13 protein-coding genes are annotated in these 17,668 nt (G+C 73.8%); 3 read left to right on the plus strand and 10 right to left on the minus strand.

Features of this window, described 5'->3' with window-relative positions; genetic code table 11:
• The first annotated feature begins 1 nt into the window (after nt 1).
• Complete coding sequence (locus ACGF0J_RS36640) at nt 2–1,417, plus strand: phytoene desaturase family protein (RefSeq protein WP_393153654.1); 1,416 nt, start codon at nt 2–4, stop codon at nt 1,415–1,417.
• 22 nt (nt 1,418–1,439) lie between these two features.
• Here ACGF0J_RS36640 and ACGF0J_RS36645 read toward each other — a convergent pair whose 3' ends face one another.
• The 8 genes from ACGF0J_RS36645 to ACGF0J_RS36680 form a co-directional block, all read right to left on the minus strand.
• Nucleotides 1,440–3,440, minus strand: coding sequence for a beta-galactosidase (locus ACGF0J_RS36645; protein WP_393153656.1), 2,001 nt, complete (start codon nt 3,438–3,440; stop codon nt 1,440–1,442).
• 215 nt (nt 3,441–3,655) lie between these two features.
• Nucleotides 3,656–4,696, minus strand: a complete 1,041-nt coding sequence (locus tag ACGF0J_RS36650; RefSeq protein ID WP_393153658.1) for a LacI family DNA-binding transcriptional regulator — start codon at nt 4,694–4,696, stop codon at nt 3,656–3,658.
• A gap of 190 nt (nt 4,697–4,886) precedes the next feature.
• The gene (locus tag ACGF0J_RS36655) at nt 4,887–5,948 is read right to left on the minus strand and encodes a threonine aldolase family protein (RefSeq protein WP_393153660.1); all 1,062 of its coding nucleotides are present in this window, start codon (nt 5,946–5,948) and stop codon (nt 4,887–4,889) included.
• Nucleotides 5,930–6,559, minus strand: coding sequence for an SDR family NAD(P)-dependent oxidoreductase (locus tag ACGF0J_RS36660; RefSeq protein WP_393153662.1), 630 nt, complete (start codon nt 6,557–6,559; stop codon nt 5,930–5,932). Before ACGF0J_RS36660 ends, ACGF0J_RS36655 begins: the two co-directional genes overlap by 19 nt.
• The gene (locus tag ACGF0J_RS36665) at nt 6,556–8,622 is read right to left on the minus strand and encodes a DUF6421 family protein (RefSeq protein WP_393153664.1); all 2,067 of its coding nucleotides are present in this window, start codon (nt 8,620–8,622) and stop codon (nt 6,556–6,558) included. Before ACGF0J_RS36665 ends, ACGF0J_RS36660 begins: the two co-directional genes overlap by 4 nt.
• A gap of 87 nt (nt 8,623–8,709) precedes the next feature.
• Nucleotides 8,710–9,366 (minus strand): response regulator, encoded by a 657-nt coding sequence (locus tag ACGF0J_RS36670; RefSeq protein WP_393153666.1) that lies wholly within the window; start codon nt 9,364–9,366, stop codon nt 8,710–8,712.
• A gap of 87 nt (nt 9,367–9,453) precedes the next feature.
• A complete protein-coding gene (locus ACGF0J_RS36675; RefSeq protein WP_393153668.1) occupies nt 9,454–10,962 on the minus strand; it encodes a serine/threonine protein kinase in 1,509 nt (502 codons plus the stop codon).
• Nucleotides 10,962–12,467 (minus strand): hypothetical protein, encoded by a 1,506-nt coding sequence (locus ACGF0J_RS36680; protein WP_393153670.1) that lies wholly within the window; start codon nt 12,465–12,467, stop codon nt 10,962–10,964. Before ACGF0J_RS36680 ends, ACGF0J_RS36675 begins: the two co-directional genes overlap by 1 nt.
• 108 nt (nt 12,468–12,575) lie before the next feature.
• Between ACGF0J_RS36680 and ACGF0J_RS36685 the strand changes: the two genes are divergently transcribed.
• The gene (locus tag ACGF0J_RS36685) at nt 12,576–14,621 is read left to right on the plus strand and encodes a hydantoinase/oxoprolinase family protein (RefSeq protein ID WP_393153672.1); all 2,046 of its coding nucleotides are present in this window, start codon (nt 12,576–12,578) and stop codon (nt 14,619–14,621) included.
• Nucleotides 14,614–16,299 (plus strand): hydantoinase B/oxoprolinase family protein, encoded by a 1,686-nt coding sequence (locus tag ACGF0J_RS36690; RefSeq protein ID WP_393153674.1) that lies wholly within the window; start codon nt 14,614–14,616, stop codon nt 16,297–16,299. Before ACGF0J_RS36685 ends, ACGF0J_RS36690 begins: the two co-directional genes overlap by 8 nt.
• On the opposite strand, the gene ACGF0J_RS36695 is transcribed toward ACGF0J_RS36690, so the two are convergent.
• On the minus strand, nt 16,296–16,871 hold the full coding sequence (locus tag ACGF0J_RS36695) for a Uma2 family endonuclease (protein ID WP_393153676.1): 576 nt from the start codon (nt 16,869–16,871) through the stop codon (nt 16,296–16,298). The two genes, ACGF0J_RS36690 and ACGF0J_RS36695, sit on opposite strands and share 4 nt — an antisense overlap.
• Before the next feature lie 158 nt (nt 16,872–17,029).
• Nucleotides 17,030–17,656 (minus strand): Uma2 family endonuclease, encoded by a 627-nt coding sequence (locus ACGF0J_RS36700; protein WP_393153678.1) that lies wholly within the window; start codon nt 17,654–17,656, stop codon nt 17,030–17,032.
• Nucleotides 17,657–17,668 lie beyond the last annotated feature (12 nt).

Consider the following 17,668-nt stretch of genomic DNA (forward strand, 5'->3'; position numbering starts at 1 on the left):
GATGAACGCCGACGCGGTGGTCGTCGGGTCGGGCCCGAACGGGCTCGTCGCGGCGGTCCTGCTGGCCGAGGCCGGGCTGCGGGTGACGCTGCTGGAGGCCGCCGACGGGTTCGGCGGAGGGCTGCGCTCGGCGGAGCTGACGCTGCCCGGCCGGGTGCACGACCTGGGCGCGACCGTGATGGCGCTCGCCCTGGCCTCGCCGGCGTTCCGCGAGTTGGGCGTCGAGCGGCTGGTGGAGTTCGCGCATCCCGCCGTGGCCGCCGCGCATCCGCTCGACGACCGGCCGGCCGTGCTCGTCCACCGCGACGCGGCTCGCACCGCCGCGGGGCTGGGCGCCGACGGCGCGGCGTGGCTGGCCGGGCCGGGGGCGACGGCCCGCGCCGGGGCCCCGCTGACGGACCTGCTGCTGAAGCCCCTCGGCCCCTGGGACGCCGACCCGCGCGCGTTCGCCGCGGCCGCCCGGTTCGGGCTGGGCGGCGTGCTGCCCGCCACCACCTACGCCAGGCGGATGTTCCGCACGGTGGAGGGCCGCGCGGTGTTCGCCGGCATGGCCGCGCACTCGCTGCTCGACCTGCGCTCCCCCGTCACCGCCGGGTACGGCCTGCTGCTGTCGGCCCTGGCCCACCAGGTGGGCTGGCCGCTGGTCAGGGGCGGCTCGCAGGCGCTGGCCGACGCCCTGGTGGCCAGGCTGCTGGCGGCGGGCGGTGAGGCGGTGAGCGGTCACCGGGTGCGCGGCCTGAAGGAGCTCGACGCGCCGACCGTGGTCCTCGACGTGACCCCGCGGCAGTTGCTGGGGCTGGCGGAGCTGCCGCCGCGCTACCGTGACCGGCTGCGGCGCTTCCGCTACGGGCCCGGCGTGTTCAAGGTGGACTGGGCGCTCGACGGGCCGGTGCCGTGGCGCGATCCCGCCGTCGCCGCCGCCGGGACCGTGCATCTCGGGGGCACGCTGGAGGAGATCGCGCTCAGCGAGGCGGAGACGGCCCGTGGGCGGCACTCGCCTCGCCCGTACGTGCTGCTCGTGCAGCCGTACGCGGCCGACCCGACGCGCGGCGGGCACACCCTGTGGGCCTACTGCCACGTCCCGAACGGCTCGCGGGTGGACATGACGGGCGCCATCGAGGATCAGATCGACCGGTACGCGCCCGGGTTCCGCGACCGGGTGCTGGCCCGGCACGTGATGGGGCCGGCCGCTCTGGAGGCGATCAACCCCAACCTGGTCGGCGGCGACATCGGGGGCGGGCTGGCCGCGCTGTCGCAGTTCGTGCGGCGGCCGGTGTGGTCGCCCGCGCCGTGGCGCACGCCGCTGCCGGGCGTCTTCCTGTGCTCGGCGTCCACCCCGCCCGGGGCGGGCGCGCACGGCATGGGCGGCTGGCAGGCCGCCCGCCTCGCCCTGGACCACCACCGCCGCCGCGCCTAGCTTCCCCGGCCCGGCCCGCGCGCTACGGGGTGCCGGCGCGCAGGACGGTGACGCCCCACGGCGGGAGCGTGACGGTGCCGGCCGGCTCGGCCGCCGGGTCCAGCGCGCCGACCCAGTCGCCGCCGACGGTGACGTCCTGCTTGCCGTCGGTGTGGTTGAGCAGGATGAGGAACGCGCGCCCCGCGCCGGTGCGCAGGCTCGCCTGGACTCCGGCGGGCAGCCCCTCCACCACGGGCCGCACTCCCGCATCGGCCAGGGCCAGGCCGAGCACGGCGCGCATGGTCGCCTCGTCCAGCCGGGTCGGCAGGTAGCGGGCGACGCCCTCGCCGAAGGCGTGCCGGGTGGCCGCGGGCCGCCCCTCCCAGCCGGGCGCGTCGAAGAGCAGCTCGGCCTCGGCCCCGGTCAGCCGCAGGTCCTCCCGCCACAGGTCGGCGGTCCCGGCCACGCCGTCCAGCGCGCCGCCGCCCCGCACCGGGAACGTCTCGCCTTCGGCGGCCGGCCAGAACTCCTCGGTCCGCACCCCGAGGACGTCACGCAGCGGGCCCGGGTAGCCGCCCAGGTGGACCCGGTCGTACTCGTCCACGATGCCGCTGAAGAACGAGACGACCAGCGCGCCGCCGCCGCGCACGTACGCGGTGAGCCGCTCGGCGTCCTCCTCGCGCAGGAGGTAGAGGTTGGACGCGACGACCAGGGAGTAGCCGCTCAGGTCGGCCGACGGCGGCACGACGTCCACGCCCACGCCGAGGTCGAACAGCGGGCGGTAGTGGTCGAGCAGCCGGTCCTGCTGCCGCACCGCGTCGGAGGGGTGGGAGTCGAGCTCCAGGGCCCACCAGCTGTTCCAGTCGAGGAGCAGCGCCGCCTGGTTGCGCACCCGGGTGCCGGGCAGGTCGGGCAGCGCGGCGAGCTCCCGGCCGAGCGCCGCGATCTCGCGGTGCACCCTGCTGTCGGCTCCGGCGTGCGGCACCATGCCGGAGTGGAACTTCTCCGCGCCGCCGCGTGACTGCCGCCACTGGAAGTACAGGACCGCGTCGGCGCCGTGGGCCACCGCCTGCCAGCTCCACAGCCGCATCTGGCCCGGCTGCTTGACGGCGTTCCTGGCGCGCCAGTTGACGGCGCTCGGGGCCTGCTCCATGAGGATCCACGGGTCCCCGCCGCGGGCGCCGCGCATGGTGTCGTACACCAGGCCCGGGAACAGGTGGGGGCGCTCGTCGAACGGGTCGGGGTAGGAGTCGACCGAGACGACGTCCAGCCGGGGCGCCCAGTCGAAGACGTCCACGGCCTTGAGGCCGAGCAGGAAGTTCGTGGTGATCGGGACCTCGGGTGTGACCCGGCGCAGGATGGCGGCCTCGGTCTCGAAGCAGCCGCGCAGCGCCTCGTTGCTGAAGCGCAGGTAGTCGAGCTGCTGGGCGGGATTGGGGTAGGTGGGGGCGACGCGGGGCGGGCGGACGTGGTCGAAGGTGGCGTAGCGCTGCGACCAGAAGTCGGTGGACCAGGCGTCGTTGAGCGCGTCCACGTCGCCGGCGTACCGCTCGCGCAGCCAGCGCCGGAAGTCGTCGGCGGAGACGTCGCAGTAGCAGGCGGGGATGTGGCAGCCGTACTCGTTGCCGACGTGCCACAGGCCGAGCGCGGGGTGGCCGCGGTAGTGGGCGGCCAGCCGCTCCACCAGGGCGGCGGCGCGTTCGCGGTAGACGGGGCTGGACGGGCAGAAGTGCTGGCGGCCGCCGGGGCCGAGCACGGTGCCGTCGGCGGTGACCGGCAGGATCTCCGGGTGTTCGTGGGCGAGCCACGGCGGCGGTGAGGCGGTCATGGTGGCGAGGTCGGCGGTGATCCCGTGGGCGTGCAGGTCGTCCATGACCCGGTCGAAGAACGAGAAGTCGTAGGCGTCGCGGGCGGGTTCGACGCGGGCCCAGGCGAAGACGCCGATGGTGACGAGGTTGACGCCGGCCTCGCCCATGAGGCGCAGGTCCTCGGCGCGGGTCTCGGCGGGCCACTGCTCGGGGTTGTAGTCGCCGCCGAAGGCCACACCGCCGAGTCGGCGCCAGAGCCTGTCCGCCGGCCGGCCGGCGGCCGCGCGGTCGCGGGAGGCACTGTCAGGAAGTGCGGGGTCGTGGGGTGCGGGGTCGTGGGGTGCGGGGTCTTGGGGTGGGGCGTTCATCGTCGGCGCGGCGGGCCCGGGCGTGGCGCGGGCGCGCCGCTCCTCCTTTCGCTGGCCTGTCGGGGTGGTGCGGAACGGGCTGGTCAGAGGGGCGGCGTGCCGGTGCTCTCCCGGACCACGAGCCGCGGCGGCACGAGGACGGCGGAGTCCGGTGTGGAACCCGTCCGGATGCGGTCGATCAGGAGGGACACGATGCGCTCCGCCACCATGTCGAAGTCCTGGCGGACGGTGGTCAGCGGCGGGGAGAGGAAGGCGGCCTCGTCGAGGCCGTCGAAGCCGGCGACGCTGACGTCCTCGGGGACGCGCCGCCCGGCCTGGGCCAGCGCGCGCAGCACGCCGATGGCCGTCTGGTCGTTGCCGGCGAAGACCGCGGTCACGCCGGGCTGCCGGGCCAGGTGGCGGCCGGCCTCGTGGCCGCCCGCGGCGCTCCAGTCGCCGTACAGGACCGGCGGCACGGCGGCCCCGGCCTCCTTGAGCGTGGCGTGCCAGGACTCGGCTCGGCGGCGGGCGGCGTAGGAGTCGTCGGGGCCGCAGACGTGCCAGACGGTCTCGTGGCCCAGGTCGAGCAGGTGGCGGGTGACGAGCCGGGCGCCGAGTTCCTGGTCGGTGTCGACCATGGCGTGGTGGCGGCCGGTGTCGCCGCCGGCCACCACGACGGGGACGCCGGGCGGCAGGCGCAGCGCCGGGGTGTCGAGGATCTGCGCCTCGATGAGCACGATGCCGTCGACGGCCTGCATGGTGAGCCGGCCGAACGCCTCGTGCACGGCCCGCTCGGTCTGCGTCTCGACGGCGACCATGTTGACGGTGTAGCCGGCGCGCTGGGCCGCTCGGGTGACGGCCTCGACGGTGCGGGCGTTGCCGAAGGCGCCGAGACCGAAACTGATCAGGCCGAGGGTGCGGAACTGGCCGGTGACCAGGGCGCGGGCGGCGGTGTTGGGCCGGTAGCCGAGCACGCGCATGGCCGACAGGACCCGCTGCCGGGTCTCCTCCTCGACGTTGCTGCGGTTGTTGGCGACGCGGGAGACGGTCTGGTTGGACACCCCTGCCAGCGCCGCGACGTCGGCCATGGAGGGCCGTCTGGGCGAGCGCCGCGCGCCCGCCTGCGGAGTCCCTTCTGCTGTCACCTGCCTGATGTTCACGTAAACATGACTGCTCGTCAACGGTCCAGGGGTTTTTATCGCGTTTGTACCGTTTTGTCACCGCAAGGGCGCCGAAAGAGAGCGGCTAGCTGTGTTCACGCGAACATCGAACGGCCCGAAACGACGGAGCGGCCGGTCCTGGGCGGTGTGCCCCGGACCGGCCGCCCCGCACGGGTCAGGCCAGCTCCTCCGCCAGGGCGGCGGCGAAGGCGTCGACGTCCTCCTCGGTGGTGTCGAAGGCGCACATCCAGCGCACCTCGCCCGTCGCCGCGTTCCAGACGTAGAAGCGGAAGCGCTTCTGCAGCCGCTCGGTCACCTCGCCGGGCAGGATCGCGAAGACCGCGTTGGCCTGCACCGGGCGCGGCACCTCGACGCCGGGCAGGCCGCGCACCGCCTCGGCCAGCCGCCGGCCCATGGCGTTGGCCTGCCGCGCGTTGCGCAGCCACAGGTCGCCCGACAGCAGCGCCTCGAACTGGGCCGAGACGAACCTCATCTTCGACGACAGCTGCATGAACGTCTTGCGCAGGTAGTCGACGCCCGTCGCGGCCTCGGGGTCGAGCACGACGACGGCCTCGCCGTACAGCATGCCGATCTTGGTGCCGCCGAACGAGAGCACGTCCACGCCCGCGTCGGTGGTCAGCGCCCGCATCGGCACGTCGAGGGCGGCGGCGGCGTTGGTGAGCCGCGAGCCGTCGAGGTGCACCCGCAGGCCCAGGCCGTGGGCGTGGGCGCAGATCGCGGCCACCTCGTCCGGCGTGTAGACGGTGCCCAGCTCGGTGGTGTTGGAGATGGACACCACGCGCGGCTGAGGCCGGTGCACGTCGCCGAACCCCCACGCCTGGCGGTCGATCAGCTCGGGGGTGAGCTTGCCGTCGGGCGTGGGAACGGTCAGCAGCTTGATGCCGCCCGCCACCTCGGGCGCGCCGCCCTCGTCGGTGTGGATGTGGGCGGTCTCGGCGCAGATGACCGCCTCCCAGGGGGCGGTCATGGCGCGCAGCGAGACGACGTTGGCGGCGGTGCCGTTGAACACCGGCCAGGCGTGCGCCCGCTCGCCGAAGTGCCGCCGGAAGACGTCCTGCAGCGCCTCGGTGTAGACGTCCTCGCCGTAGGCGATCTGGTGGCCGCCGTTGGCCTCGGCGATGGCGGCCAGGATCTCGGGGTGCACGCCGGCGTAGTTGTCGCTGGCGAACGCCTTGAGTGCGGGGTCGTGCCTGACGATCACTGCGTGAGGTCCCATCGGATGCCGTTGACGTCGTCGGCCGGCCGGTCGTACAGCTCGCCGATCGCCCGGGCCAGGTCGCGCACGTCGGTGAACCCGGGGAAGCGCCCCTCGGGGTTGGCCGCCCGCATGGCGTCGTTGACCAGGGCCTTGACGACGAGGATGGTGGCGGCGCTGCCGGTGCCGCGCAGGGCGTCGGCCAGCGACAGCGTCCACGCCTCGGCCGCGGCCTTGGCGGCGGAGTAGGCGGCCCCGCCCGCCGTGGGCCGCTCGGCCGCCTTGGCGGAGACGATCACGAAGCGGCCGTTCGGGCTGCGCCGAAGCTGCGGCTCGAAGGCCAGCGAGACGTGCTGCAGCGTGCGGATCAGCAGGTCGTGCAGCAGGTCCCAGTCGCCGAGGTCGGTGTCGGCGAACGACTTGCCGCCGCGCCAGCCGCCGACCAGGTGCACCACGCCGTCGACGCCGCCGTGCTCCTTCTCGATCCGCGCGGCGAGGTCCTGGACGGCCGCGCGGTCGAGCAGGTCCACGTCGTCCTTGTCGACCGCGATGACCGTGTCGCCCCGCTCGCGGAAGTGCTCGGACACGGCCTGGCCGGTGGGACCGCCGCCGCCCGTCACCAGAATGATCATCCGCGGATCCCCCTCGTCGACTCGACCACGTCGGCCAGCTTACGGCGCAGCGCCTCGTAGAACATGCTCAGGGGGAACTCGTCCGGCAGGACCGCGTCCACCTTGGCCTTCTGCTCCTCCGGCAGCGCCTCGACGCCCTTGGCCCAGGTGGAGGCCGGGTGCGGCTCGACGTAGGCGCCGACCAGCTCGTAGGCGGCCAGCCAGTGGGCCAGCTTGGAGCGGTCGATGCTGTCGCGGTAGAGCTTCTCGACCTCGCCCCGCAGGTCGGCCACGCCGTCCGCGACCCGCTCCCAGTCGATGGCGAGCCGGTTGTCGGTCCAGCGGACGATGTCGTTGCGGTGCAGGTAGGCGAACAGGAGCTGCCCGCCGAGCCCGTCGTAGTTGCGCACCCGCTCACCGGTGATGGGGAAGCGGAACAGCCGGTCGAACAGGATCGCGTGCTGGACGTAGCGGGCGTACGGCACGCCCTGCTCCTCCAGCTTCACGGCCTCGCCGTACGCGGTCAGGTCGCAGCGCAGCTCCTCCAGCGAGTACAGCCAGTACGGCATCCGCTGCTTGATCATGAACGGGTCGAACGGCAGGTCGCCGTGGCTGTGGGTGCGGTCGTGCACCAGGTCCCACAGCACGAAGGTGTCCTGGGCGAGCTGCTGCGACTCCAGCAGCCGGGCGGCGTCCGGGGGCAGGTCGAGCCGGAGGGTGGCCGTGGCGGCCGTGGAGACGGTCCGGAACCGGGCGGCCTCGCGGTCGGCGAAGATGCCGCCCCAGGTGAAGCGCCCGGGCGCCTGCCGGACGGCGACGGTCTCGGGGAACAGCACGGCCGAGTGGGTGTCGTAGCCGGAGGTGAAGTCCTCGAACGCGATCGGCACGAACATGGGGTTGTCGTAGCCGCCGGCCTCCACCCGGGCCAGCCAGTCGGGCCAGATGGTGCGCAGCCAGACCGCCTCCAGGTTGCGGGCGGGGTTGCCGTTCTGGGTGTACATGGGGAACACCACCAGGTGCTCCAGGCCGTCGACGCGCTGGGTGTCGGGGTGGAAGAGGTTCAGCGAGTCGAGGAAGTCGGGGACGTCGAGGTCACGGCCGGCCCACGCGGCGAGGTCGGCGCGCACGGCGTCCAGGTAGGCGGCGTCGTGCGGGAAGTACGGCGCCAGCTCGCCGACCTTGGCGGAGATCGCGCCGACGAGTTCCTTGGCCCGCTCCTTGCCCTCGGGGACGGAGCCGTCCTTGACCTGCAGCGGGCGCAGCTCCTCGACGGCCGCCTTCAGCTCGGCGAACAGGGCGGCCTTGGCGCCGCCGTCGGCGCCCGGCGCGGCGGAGGCCTGGACGGGGACGCGGGCGGCCCAGGTGACGACGTTGCCCCAGAGCCGGCGGTGGTCGTGGTCGTCGAGGGAGTCGTCGCCGAACAGGTCGGAGTCGGCGAAGACGACGACGCGGCCCGCGCCGTGGCGCAGGGCGACGGCCAGGGGGGCGTTCGCCGGGGCGGCGTCCGGCCCGGTGGCGAACAGGACGGTCGCGTCCTCGCCGGGGGTCAGCACGCCGGAGCGGTAGAAGCAGGCGCTCTTGACGCCGGCCAGCAGCCCGTCGGTGGTGGCCGGGCGGGCGACGACCCACGTGGCGACGTCGCGGTGGGCGTTGCGGGGGTCGCGGACGGTGGTGTGCTCCACGCCGACGCCGAACGGGGCGAGCAGGTCGGCCAGGTTGTTGCCGTACTTGTCCTGTTCCTCCTCGGCGAGCACGACGAGCCCGCCGCCGCCGGCGACGAAGTCGCGGACGGCCGCGATCTCGGCGGCGGAGAAGACGGGGTCGCCGAGGCCGGTGGTGCGCTCCCAGCGCTCCCCCGCCGGGTGCGCGATGACGAGCACGTCCTGCCCGGCGAGCGTCTCGGCGGTGAGCGGGCCGCCGGTGTGGGCGGTCACCGTGTGCCCCAGGTGCCGCAGCAGCGCGGCGGCACGGGCGTAGCTGTTGTCGTCGGGGTGGGCGGCGTTGATGGCCTCGGCCACCTCTCGCCGGATCGTCCACGACTCGCTGTGCGCCTCGTCGAACAGGACCCTCGGGAAAGCCTGCATGAAAGATCTCCTGTAACTCCCGCGTTCTAACGGAAAATATACACACAGGTCAGCCGAAAACCCCAAAAAGGGTCCACAGGATGAGATTCACGTCACTCCGGGTCGCACCACCCCGGTCTCGTACGCGAAGACGACGGCCTGCGCCCGGTCGCGCAGGCCGAGCTTCATCAGCACCCGGGCCACGTGCGTCTTGACCGTGGCCTCGCCGACGTACAGCTCGGCCGCGATCTCGGCGTTGGTGATGCCGCGCGCCAGCAGCCGCAGCACCTCCAGCTCGCGCGGCGTCAGCCCGGCCAGCAGGGGCGAGGGCGCCGGCTCGCGCCGGCCGGCGAAGGTGGCGATCACCCGGCTGGTCACGGCCGGGTCGAGCAGCGCGTCGCCCGCGTGCACCACCCTGATCGCCTCGATGAGCTGCTCCGGCGGCGACACCTTCAACAGGAAGCCGCTGGTGCCGGCCCGCAGGGCCGCGTAGAGGTTCTCGTCGCTGTCGAACGTGGTCAGCGTGATCACCTTCGGCGGCGAAGGGGTGTCGAGCAGCTCCCTGGCCGCCGACAGTCCGTCCAGGCGCGGCATCGAGATGTCCATGAGGACGATGTCCGGCCGGGTGCGCCGGGCCACGATGATCGCCTCACGCCCGTCGGCGGCCTCGCCGACCACCTCCATGCCGGGCTCGGTCTCGACGATCATGCGCAGGCCGGCCCTGATCATCGCCTGGTCGTCCACGATGACGATGCGTATTCCCACAGGCGGAGCGTAGACAACGCCGGAGGCGTTGAACACCCAGGTCAAGCCGTACGCAAGTCACTTACAAGAGCGTCGGCAGCCGGCGGGTCACGACAGCCGCACGCTCTGCCGGACCCGCGCCTGGGTGGCGTCGTCACAGGTGTTCCTGGCACAGAAGTAGAGCAGCAGCAACGGCTTGGGCTCGCGCTCCACGACGTAGCCGACGAAACCCAGCCGGGCGCCGCTGTCGCGGTCGGTCAGCGAGCCGAGGTAGCGCGTGGCCGGGGCGTCGCCCGCCTGCTCGGGCACCGGGCCGCTCACCTCGATCCGGCCGGGCAGCAGCCCTTCGAGCATCGCCTTCATCTGCGTGTCGGTCGCGGTGGTGCTGAGGGTGTCGGACACCTGCACGTAGACGCCCGTGGCGGCGTCGGGGTCGTCGATGATGATCGGCGCCACGTTCGTCCAGTCGGCGCCCGCACCCGAGACGAACAGCGACTCGAAGTCCGCGGCCCGCGGCGAGGCCAGCGCGAACAGGTCCTCGTGGGTGCGCACGGTCCAGCCGGCCGGGTACTCGAAGCTGAGGGGCGCGGCCGGGGTGCTCCCGTAGCGGGCCCACGACTCGCCGCGCTGGCTGACCACCACGAGGACGACCAGGGCGAGCGCCGCCACGGCGGCGGTGACGCCGGCGGCGATGACCGGCAGCCGGCCCCGGGCCGTGCGGCCCGCCCCCCTGCGGCGGGCCGGGAAGGCCGCCGCGACGGGGACGTCCTCGGGCAGCCCGCCGCCGATCGCCTCCCGCAGCGCGGCGACGAACGCCGAGCAGCTCGGGTAGCGCTCCTCGGGCGGCTTGGCCAGCGCCCTGGCCATGACCGCGTCGACCTCCGGCGGCAGCTCCGGCCGCATCCGCGACAGCGGCGTGGGCTGCTCGGCCAGGTGCGCCCAGAGCAGCGCGATGTCGTTGTCGCGCTGAAAGGGCAGCCTCCCGGCCAGCGCCTCGTAGACGACGCAGGCCAGGGCGTACTGGTCGGCCCGGCCGTCGATGTGCTCCTTGTTGATCTGCTCGGGCGACATGTAGCGGGGCGTGCCGATGAACTGGTCGGTCTGCGTCAGCCCGGAGATGGACGTGCGGTGCTTGGTGATGCCGAAGTCGGTGAGGTAGACGTGGTCGCCGGCCAGCAGGATGTTGGCCGGCTTGACGTCGCGGTGGATCAGGTCGTGCGCGTGGGCGGCGTCGAGCGCGGCGGCCACCTGGGCGAAGATCTGGTTGGCCTGGCCCAGCGGCAGCGGGCCCCGGTCGTAGATGAGGCGGCGCAGGTCGAGCCCGTCGACGTAGCGCATCGCGATGTAGAGGACGCCGTCGGCGTCGGTGTTGGCCTCGTAGATGGGGATGATGTTGGGATGCTCGATGCTGGCGACCGTCCTGGACTCCAGGATGAACCGCTGCCGGAAGCGGTCGTCGACGCTGAGCACCGGGTTGAGGATCTTCAGGGCCACGCGGCGGCTGAGCCGGGGGTCGAGCGCCAGGTAGACGACGGCCATGCCGCCCTTGCCGACGATGTCCTCGATGAAGTAGCCGGCCACCTCCTGGCCGACGAGCGATCTGTCGTTCGCGTGCATCACGTCTCGCTGGGGTGACCGCAGTAGCCGCAGAACCGGTGGGCCTGGCCCAGCCGCATCCCGCACGCGGTGCAGTACGCGATCGAGGCTTCCGGCGGGGAGCCGAGAGCGGCCGGCGCCTGCTTCTGCCGCGGGATCACCGCGAACGGCTGGGAGCGGCGCACGACCACCGTCTGGCTGGCGCCCTCGTCGAGCGGCAGGCCCGCCGGCGAGGGTTGCGTGGTGGCGGACGGCGGCGGGACCGGTTCGGGCTCGGCGGCCCGGCCCCGCCGCCAGAGCACGAACGCCCCCAGGGCGGCCACCACGAACAGCACCGCGGCGGCCACGATGAACGGCCACAGCGGTGTCGGGCCGTCCGCGGGCGCGGCGGCCTTGCGGGCGCCCAGGTCCTCGGGGCCGCCGCGCTTGGCCAGCGACTCCTTCAGCAGCGCGGCGGCGACCACGTTGCCCGGGTAGAGCTCCAGGACGCGCTGGAAGCCGGGCGCCGCCTCGGTGTGGTACTTGGTGTGGTAGCGGGTGAGCGCGGCCTCGAACGCGGCGTCGATGGCGCCCCGGCGCGGGGCGATCCCGGCCTTGGTCAGGGCTCCGGTGATCTCCCGGACACCGATCATCCTGGCGGCCTTGCCTCCGCCGATGAGCATGCCGACGACGTGGCCGTCCTTGTCGCCGATCACGGGGGCGCCGCGCATGCCGCGGTCGGCCAGGCCGGCCAGCTTGACGGGCTCGTCCACCTTCTTGTCGGGGTCGGCGAACGGCCTGCCGGTCTCGCCGGACCCGCCGCCCCTGCCCAGGTGGGCGATCTCCACCGTGTACGGCACGTCGGGTCCGGGCCGGCCGAGGAAACCGGCCACGCCGGCCGGCGCGCCGGCGGCCTCGGGCACCTTGTCGGCGAGCGGCGCGGTGGGCAGGCCGACGCTGCCGACGACGCGGCTGGACGTCATGAGCACGGCGGGGCTGTCGGGCCGCGGCCCGGCCTTGACCAGGTCCGCCTTGAGTCCCTTGGGGTCGGCGGGCGAGACGTTGGGGAAGACGGTGATGTCGGTGGTGACGTCGATGATGCAGGTGGCCCGTGACGACAGGGGCGGATAGCACTGCTTGAGGTGCCGGTCGAGCACGTCGTCCTTGAGGGAGTGCCGCTCGAAGTCGGCCGGGATGCGCACGTCGTGGTGCTCGGCGAAGATCCTGTTGGCGGCGTGGACGGCCACGTCCTGCTCGCTCTTGACGACCCGGGTGAGGGTGACGATCGCGCCCTCGGGGCTGACCACGGTGCCCGTGCCGACGCCGATGGGCACGTCGTAGGAGCGTTCGACGTGGACGAGGTCGCCGACGTGGTCGAGGAGGGTGATGTCGACGCGGGCCTTGGCCTCGACGCGCACCACGGCGGGGGTCACCAGGTCGGTGATGCCGCTCGGGTGCTCGTGCGCCGCCACCGGCAGGGCGACGAGAGCCAGGGTCACGGTCAGGGCGAGCGCCGCTCCGCCGGCCAGAGCTGTGAGACGCGCCATCGCCGCTCCCGGTTTCGCAAGGGATATCACAAGAGTCCCAATCACGTGCCGTAAGTTCAAGAGACGGTAATGTAGACAAGCGCTTGCTCAAGTGCCTAACGTACGCAGATGGGGTACGCGATCGGCGTGGACGTCGGCGGGACCTTCACCGACGTCGTCCTGCGCCGCCCTTCGGGCGCGGTGACCGTGGCCAAGTGTCTGAGCACCCACGACGACCCCATCGCGGGGATAGCGACGGGCGTTACGCGGGTGCTCACCGGCCTCGACCCGGCGCTCGTCACCCGCGTGGTCCACGCGACCACACTGGCCACGAACGCGGTGCTCGAACGCCGGGGCGCGCGCGTCGCCTTCGTCACCACGCGCGGGTTCCGGTCGGTCGTCCCGCTGGGCCGCTACGCCCGGGTCGAGGAGGACCGCTACGACCTGCGCTTCACGCCGCCGCCCCCGCCGGTGGACCCGGCCGACTGCTTCGAGGTGGTCGAGCGGGTCTCGGCGCGCGGCGAGGTCCTGACCCCCCTCGACCCCGCGTCCGTACGGCGGGCGGCCCGCGAGATCGCCCGGCGCGGCATCACCTCGGCGGCCGTCTGCCTGCTGCACTCCTACGCCAACCCCGACCACGAGCGCCGGGCCGCGGCGATCCTGCGCGAATCGGTGCCGGACGTCGTCGTCTCGTCGGAGGTGTGGCCGGAGATCCGCGAGTACGAGCGGGCCACCACGACCATCATGTCCGCCTACGTGGGGCCGCTCATGGCCGCGTACCTGTCCCGGCTGCGCGACCGGCTGGCCGAACTGGGGGTGCGGGCGCCGGTGCACGTCATGGAGTCGGCCGGCGGCGTCGTTTCGGCCGAGCGGGCCGCCCGCCGGGCGGTCGCCACGATCGAGTCGGGACCCGCGGCGGGGGTGCTGGCCGCGGCGGGCACCGGCCTGCCGGACGTGATCTCGTTCGACATGGGCGGCACCACGGCCAAGGCGTGCGCGGTGCGGGGTGGCCGGCCGGAGATCACGCACGAGTTCCACGTGGGCGGCAAGGGCAGCTTCGGCGGCCGCCGGGCCGGGACCGGGGTGCCGATCAAGACGCCCGCCATCGACCTGGCCGAGGTGGGCGCGGGCGGCGGCAGCATCGCCTGGCTGGACGCGGCCGGGGCGCTGCGGGTGGGCCCGCGCTCGGCCGGCTCCTCCCCCGGCCCCGCCTGCTACGGCCTCGGCGGCGCCGACCCGACCGTCACCGACGCGAACCTCGTGCTCGGCTACCTCGGCTCGGCGTCCATCCCGCTGTCGCCGCCCCTCGCCGACAAGGCCCTGGACCGGCTGGCCGGGCCGCTCGGCGTCTCCCGGGCCGAGGCGGCGCTCGCCGTGCACACGATCGTCAACGCCGCGATGGCCTCGGCCGTGCACGTGGTCACCGTGCAGCGGGGCATCGACCCGCGGGGCTTCGCCCTGGTGGCGTTCGGCGGGGCCGGGCCGATGCACGCGGCGCGGGTCGCCGGCCGGTTCGGCATCGGCCGGGTCGTGGTGCCGGCGCACTGCGGGGTGGCGTCGGCGGCGGGGCTGCTGACCGGCGCGCTGTCGGCCGACCGGGTGCTGTCGCGGCTCGGGGCCGCCGACCCGGCCGGACTCCTCGACGCGCTGGCGCGGGAGGCGGCCGGCGACCTGGGGGTGACGCCGGCCGATCCAGGGGTGCGGGTGGAGCGGTCGGTGGACGTCCGGTTCCGCGGGCAGTCGCACGAGCTGACGGTGCCGTGGAGCGCGTCGCCGCGGGTGCTGGAGTCACGGTTCCTCGCCCGGTACGCCCGGGTGTACGGGGTCGAGCAGCGGGGCGAGGTGGAGCTCGTCGGCTACCGCGTCCGCGTCACCCTTCCCCCGCCCGCCGCTCCGCCGAGCCCGGCCGGGCCGATGGACCCGGACCCACGGGCGGTGGCCACGCGGCCGGCGTACTTCCCGGAGCTGGGCGGCTACGCCGACGTCCCCGTGCACACGCGGGCCACCCTCGCGGCCCTGTCAGCCGTCCCGTCAAGCATCCCGTCAGCGAGTCTGCCCGGCCCCGCCATCGTCGAGGACCCGGAGTCCACGATCGTCGTGCCGCCCGGCTGGACCGCCTCCCCCGGCCCCGCCGGGGCCGTCCACCTGCTGTGCGAGGAGGCGCCGCGTGCCTGACACGCTGACCGCCGAGGTGCTGCGCAACGCGCTCGTCGTGGCCGCGGAGGAGGCCGGCATCGTCGTGGTGCGCTCGGCGTACTCCACGTTCATAGTCGAGGGCTCCGACGCCTCCGCCGCCATCCTGGACGCCCGCGGCCGGCTGATCGCGCAGTCCGTGGCCACCACGCTGATGAACAGCATGGCGCTCCGGGCCGCCCTGCCCGAGCTGCTCGCGGACGTCCCGCCCGGCGCGATGCGGCCCGGCGAGGTGTACGCGCTCAACGACGCCTACCGCGGCGGCGTGCACACCAACGACCTGCTGGTCTACCGGCCGGTGTTCGTCGGCGGCGTCCCCACCTACTTCACCGCGACCATGATCCACGTCTCGGACCTGGGAGGGCTGTCCGCCGGCGGCATGGCGCCGCTGGCCACGGACGTCTTCCTCGAAGGACTCCAGCTCCCGCCCGTCCGCCTGGCCACCGCCGCCGGGCTCGAACCCGCCGTCGAGGCGATCCTGCGGGCCAACAGCCGCACCCCGGACAAGGTCATGGGGGACGTGCGGGCGCTGGTCGCCGGCACGGCCGTGGCCGCCGCCCGGCTGGGCGCGCTCCTCGGCGAGTACGGCGAGGCCGGCCTGGCCGCCGGGATCGAGGACTACCTGGACCACACCGAGGCGATGACCCGGGCGGCGCTGGCCGAGCTGCCCCGGGGCCGGTTCGAGGCGGCGTACCCGATCGACGACGACGGGATCACACCCGGCGTCGCGCACCACGTGCGGGTGGCCGTGACGGTGGGCGACGGCGGCGTGGTGCTGGACTTCGCCGGGACCGGCCCGCAGGTTCCGGCGGCGATCAACGCCTCGGCGTCCCAGTCGCTGGCGGCGGCCGTGTTCGCGGTGCGCTGCTTCCTCGACCCGGCGCTGCCCATGAACGACGGCTGCCTGCGCGCGCTCGACGTGCGGCTGCCGGAGGGTTCGCTGCTCGACGCCCGTTCGCCGCACCCGTGCGGCGGCCGGTACGTGCCCGTCTACGCGGCCATGGAGGCCGTCTTCCAGGCGCTGTCGGACGCCGTGCCGGAACGGGCCATCGCGGCCAGCGGCATCCTGCAGCCGTTCTCGATCGCCGCCGTGGGCGCGCCGTACTGGATCCACCTCGCCTACGACTTCGGCGGGGTGGGAGCGCGGCGGGGACTCGACGGGCCGGACGCGACGGGCGTGCACTTCGGCATCGGCCGCAACTCGGTGCCGCAGGCCGAGCCGGTGGAGAGCCGCTGCCCGCTCGTGGTGGAGTCGGTCGAGACGATCCCCGACTCGGGCGGCCCGGGCCGGTGGCGGGGCGGGCTCGGCTCACGCACGGTCCACCGGTTCCTGGCCGACTGCCACGTCACCACGCGGGGCGACCGGCTGCGGCTGGCCCCGCCGGGCCGCGACGGCGGGCTGCCGGGCCGCGTGGGCGGCTTCCTCAAGCGTCACCGGGACGGCCGGCTGGAACGACTCCCGTCCAAGGTGAACAACGTCCGCTTCGCGGCGGGCGAGGCGTTCGTGGTGGAGACGACGGGCGGCGGCGGCATCGGCCCGCCCGGGGAGCGCGATCTCGGGGCTGTGGCGGCGGACCTGGCGGCGGGCCGCGTCACCCGGCGAGGTGCCGAGGAGGACTACGGCGTCCGGACGGCGCCGGACGGCTCACTCAGCCGCTAGGCGATCAGATCGGCGGGGTCGAGGCTGACGGTGTACGGCTGCTGCAGGGTGACGACGGTTCCGGCCTTGTGGGCGACCGGTGGCCCGTAGGTCTTGCCGTCGAGCTCGTAGACGTGGAGAGCGGGGCCTTCGGCCAGCTCGATCCGCCAGTAGGAGGGGATGCCGCCCGCCGCGTAGGCACTCGCCTTGAGGGCTCTGTCGCGCCCCTGCGTGCTCGGGCTCACCACTTCTACCGCCAGCCGGACATCGCCGGGCGAGAACATCAGCGGCACGGACTCCACGGACGCCTTCGGCACCACCACGATGTCGGGAATGTAGTAGTCCCTGTCGCTCACCCTCAGATTCACGGTCGTGAGCGGCACCAGGTCGGGCGGGCTCGCTCGTCGCAGCACGTAGAGCATCTCCGTGATGGCGAGCTGGTGCAGGGGGGTGGGGGCAGGGCTCACCAGAAGGCTCCCGTTGAAGAGCTCATAGCGATTCCCGTCGTCGGGGAACTTGAGCAGGTCGTCGACAGTGAAGGGTGGCACGCCGGGAAGGACCGTGCGCCCGGTGGTCGGTTCGGTCGTCGCCATCGCGGTCACCTGCTCATTGTCGCGGATCTCGCCTTCGCCCACATGCTACTTCCCCGCATTCGTGACCGTCAGTCACGGACGTGCCACTCATCGACGCCACGGTGGACGGCCGCGTGGACGGCCCGGGCGAGGCGTTCGTGGTGCGCCGGACGGCTCGCTCAGCCGCGACGGCTGAGCAGGGCGGCCGGGTCGAAGGTGACGGGGTACGGCTGCTGCAGAGCGACGACCGTGCCCGCCTTGTGCGCGGCAGGGCGGCCGTAGGTCTTGCCGTCGAGCTCGTAGACGTAGACGGTCGGACCCTCGTCCATCTCGACCCGCCAATACACGGGGATGCCGGCCTCCGCGTAGACGTTGGTCTTGAAGCCCCTGTCGCGCGCCTGCGTGCCGGGGCTGACCACCTCCACAGCGAGGCGGACATCGCGCGGCGCGAACATCAGGGGCACCGCCTCCGTCCGCTCGACCGGGACGACCACCAGGTCGGGGATGTAGTAGTCGACATCGCTCACCCGCAGGTTGACGGCCCCCAGCGGCTCCAGGTGGGGCGGCGCCGCGTCTTCCAGGATGCGCTCAAGCCTGCGGATCACACGCTGATGCAGGGGGGCGGGGGAAGGGCTCACCAGAAGGCTCCCGTTGAAGAGCTCATAGCGATTCCCGTCGTCGGGGAACTTGAGCAGGTCGTCGACAGTGAAGGGTGGCACGCCGGGAAGGACCGTGCGCCCGGTGGTCGGTTCGGTCGTCGCCATCGCGGTCACCTGCTCATTGTCGCGGATCTCGCCTTCGCCCACATGCTACTTCCC

Origin of the sequence: Nonomuraea sp. NPDC047897 (assembly GCF_043204415.1) — a bacterium.
In the GTDB taxonomy this organism is placed as follows: domain Bacteria; phylum Actinomycetota; class Actinomycetes; order Streptosporangiales; family Streptosporangiaceae; genus Nonomuraea.

Bases quoted from the DNA above. Each gene is read 5' to 3' on its own strand.
- ACGF0J_RS36675 (WP_393153668.1), bottom strand. From the start codon at position 10,962: ATGCACGCGAACGACAGATCGCTCGTCGGCCAGGAGGTGGCCGGCTAC.
- ACGF0J_RS36680 (WP_393153670.1), bottom strand. From the start codon at position 12,467: ATGGCGCGTCTCACAGCTCTGGCCGGCGGAGCGGCGCTCGCCCTGACC.
- ACGF0J_RS36665 (WP_393153664.1), bottom strand. From the start codon at position 8,622: ATGCAGGCTTTCCCGAGGGTCCTGTTCGACGAGGCGCACAGCGAGTCG.
- ACGF0J_RS36655 (WP_393153660.1), bottom strand. From the start codon at position 5,948: ATGGGACCTCACGCAGTGATCGTCAGGCACGACCCCGCACTCAAGGCG.
- ACGF0J_RS36695 (WP_393153676.1), bottom strand. From the start codon at position 16,871: ATGGCGACGACCGAACCGACCACCGGGCGCACGGTCCTTCCCGGCGTG.
- ACGF0J_RS36660 (WP_393153662.1), bottom strand. From the start codon at position 6,559: ATGATCATTCTGGTGACGGGCGGCGGCGGTCCCACCGGCCAGGCCGTG.
- ACGF0J_RS36685 (WP_393153672.1), top strand. From the start codon at position 12,576: ATGGGGTACGCGATCGGCGTGGACGTCGGCGGGACCTTCACCGACGTC.
- ACGF0J_RS36640 (WP_393153654.1), top strand. From the start codon at position 2: ATGAACGCCGACGCGGTGGTCGTCGGGTCGGGCCCGAACGGGCTCGTC.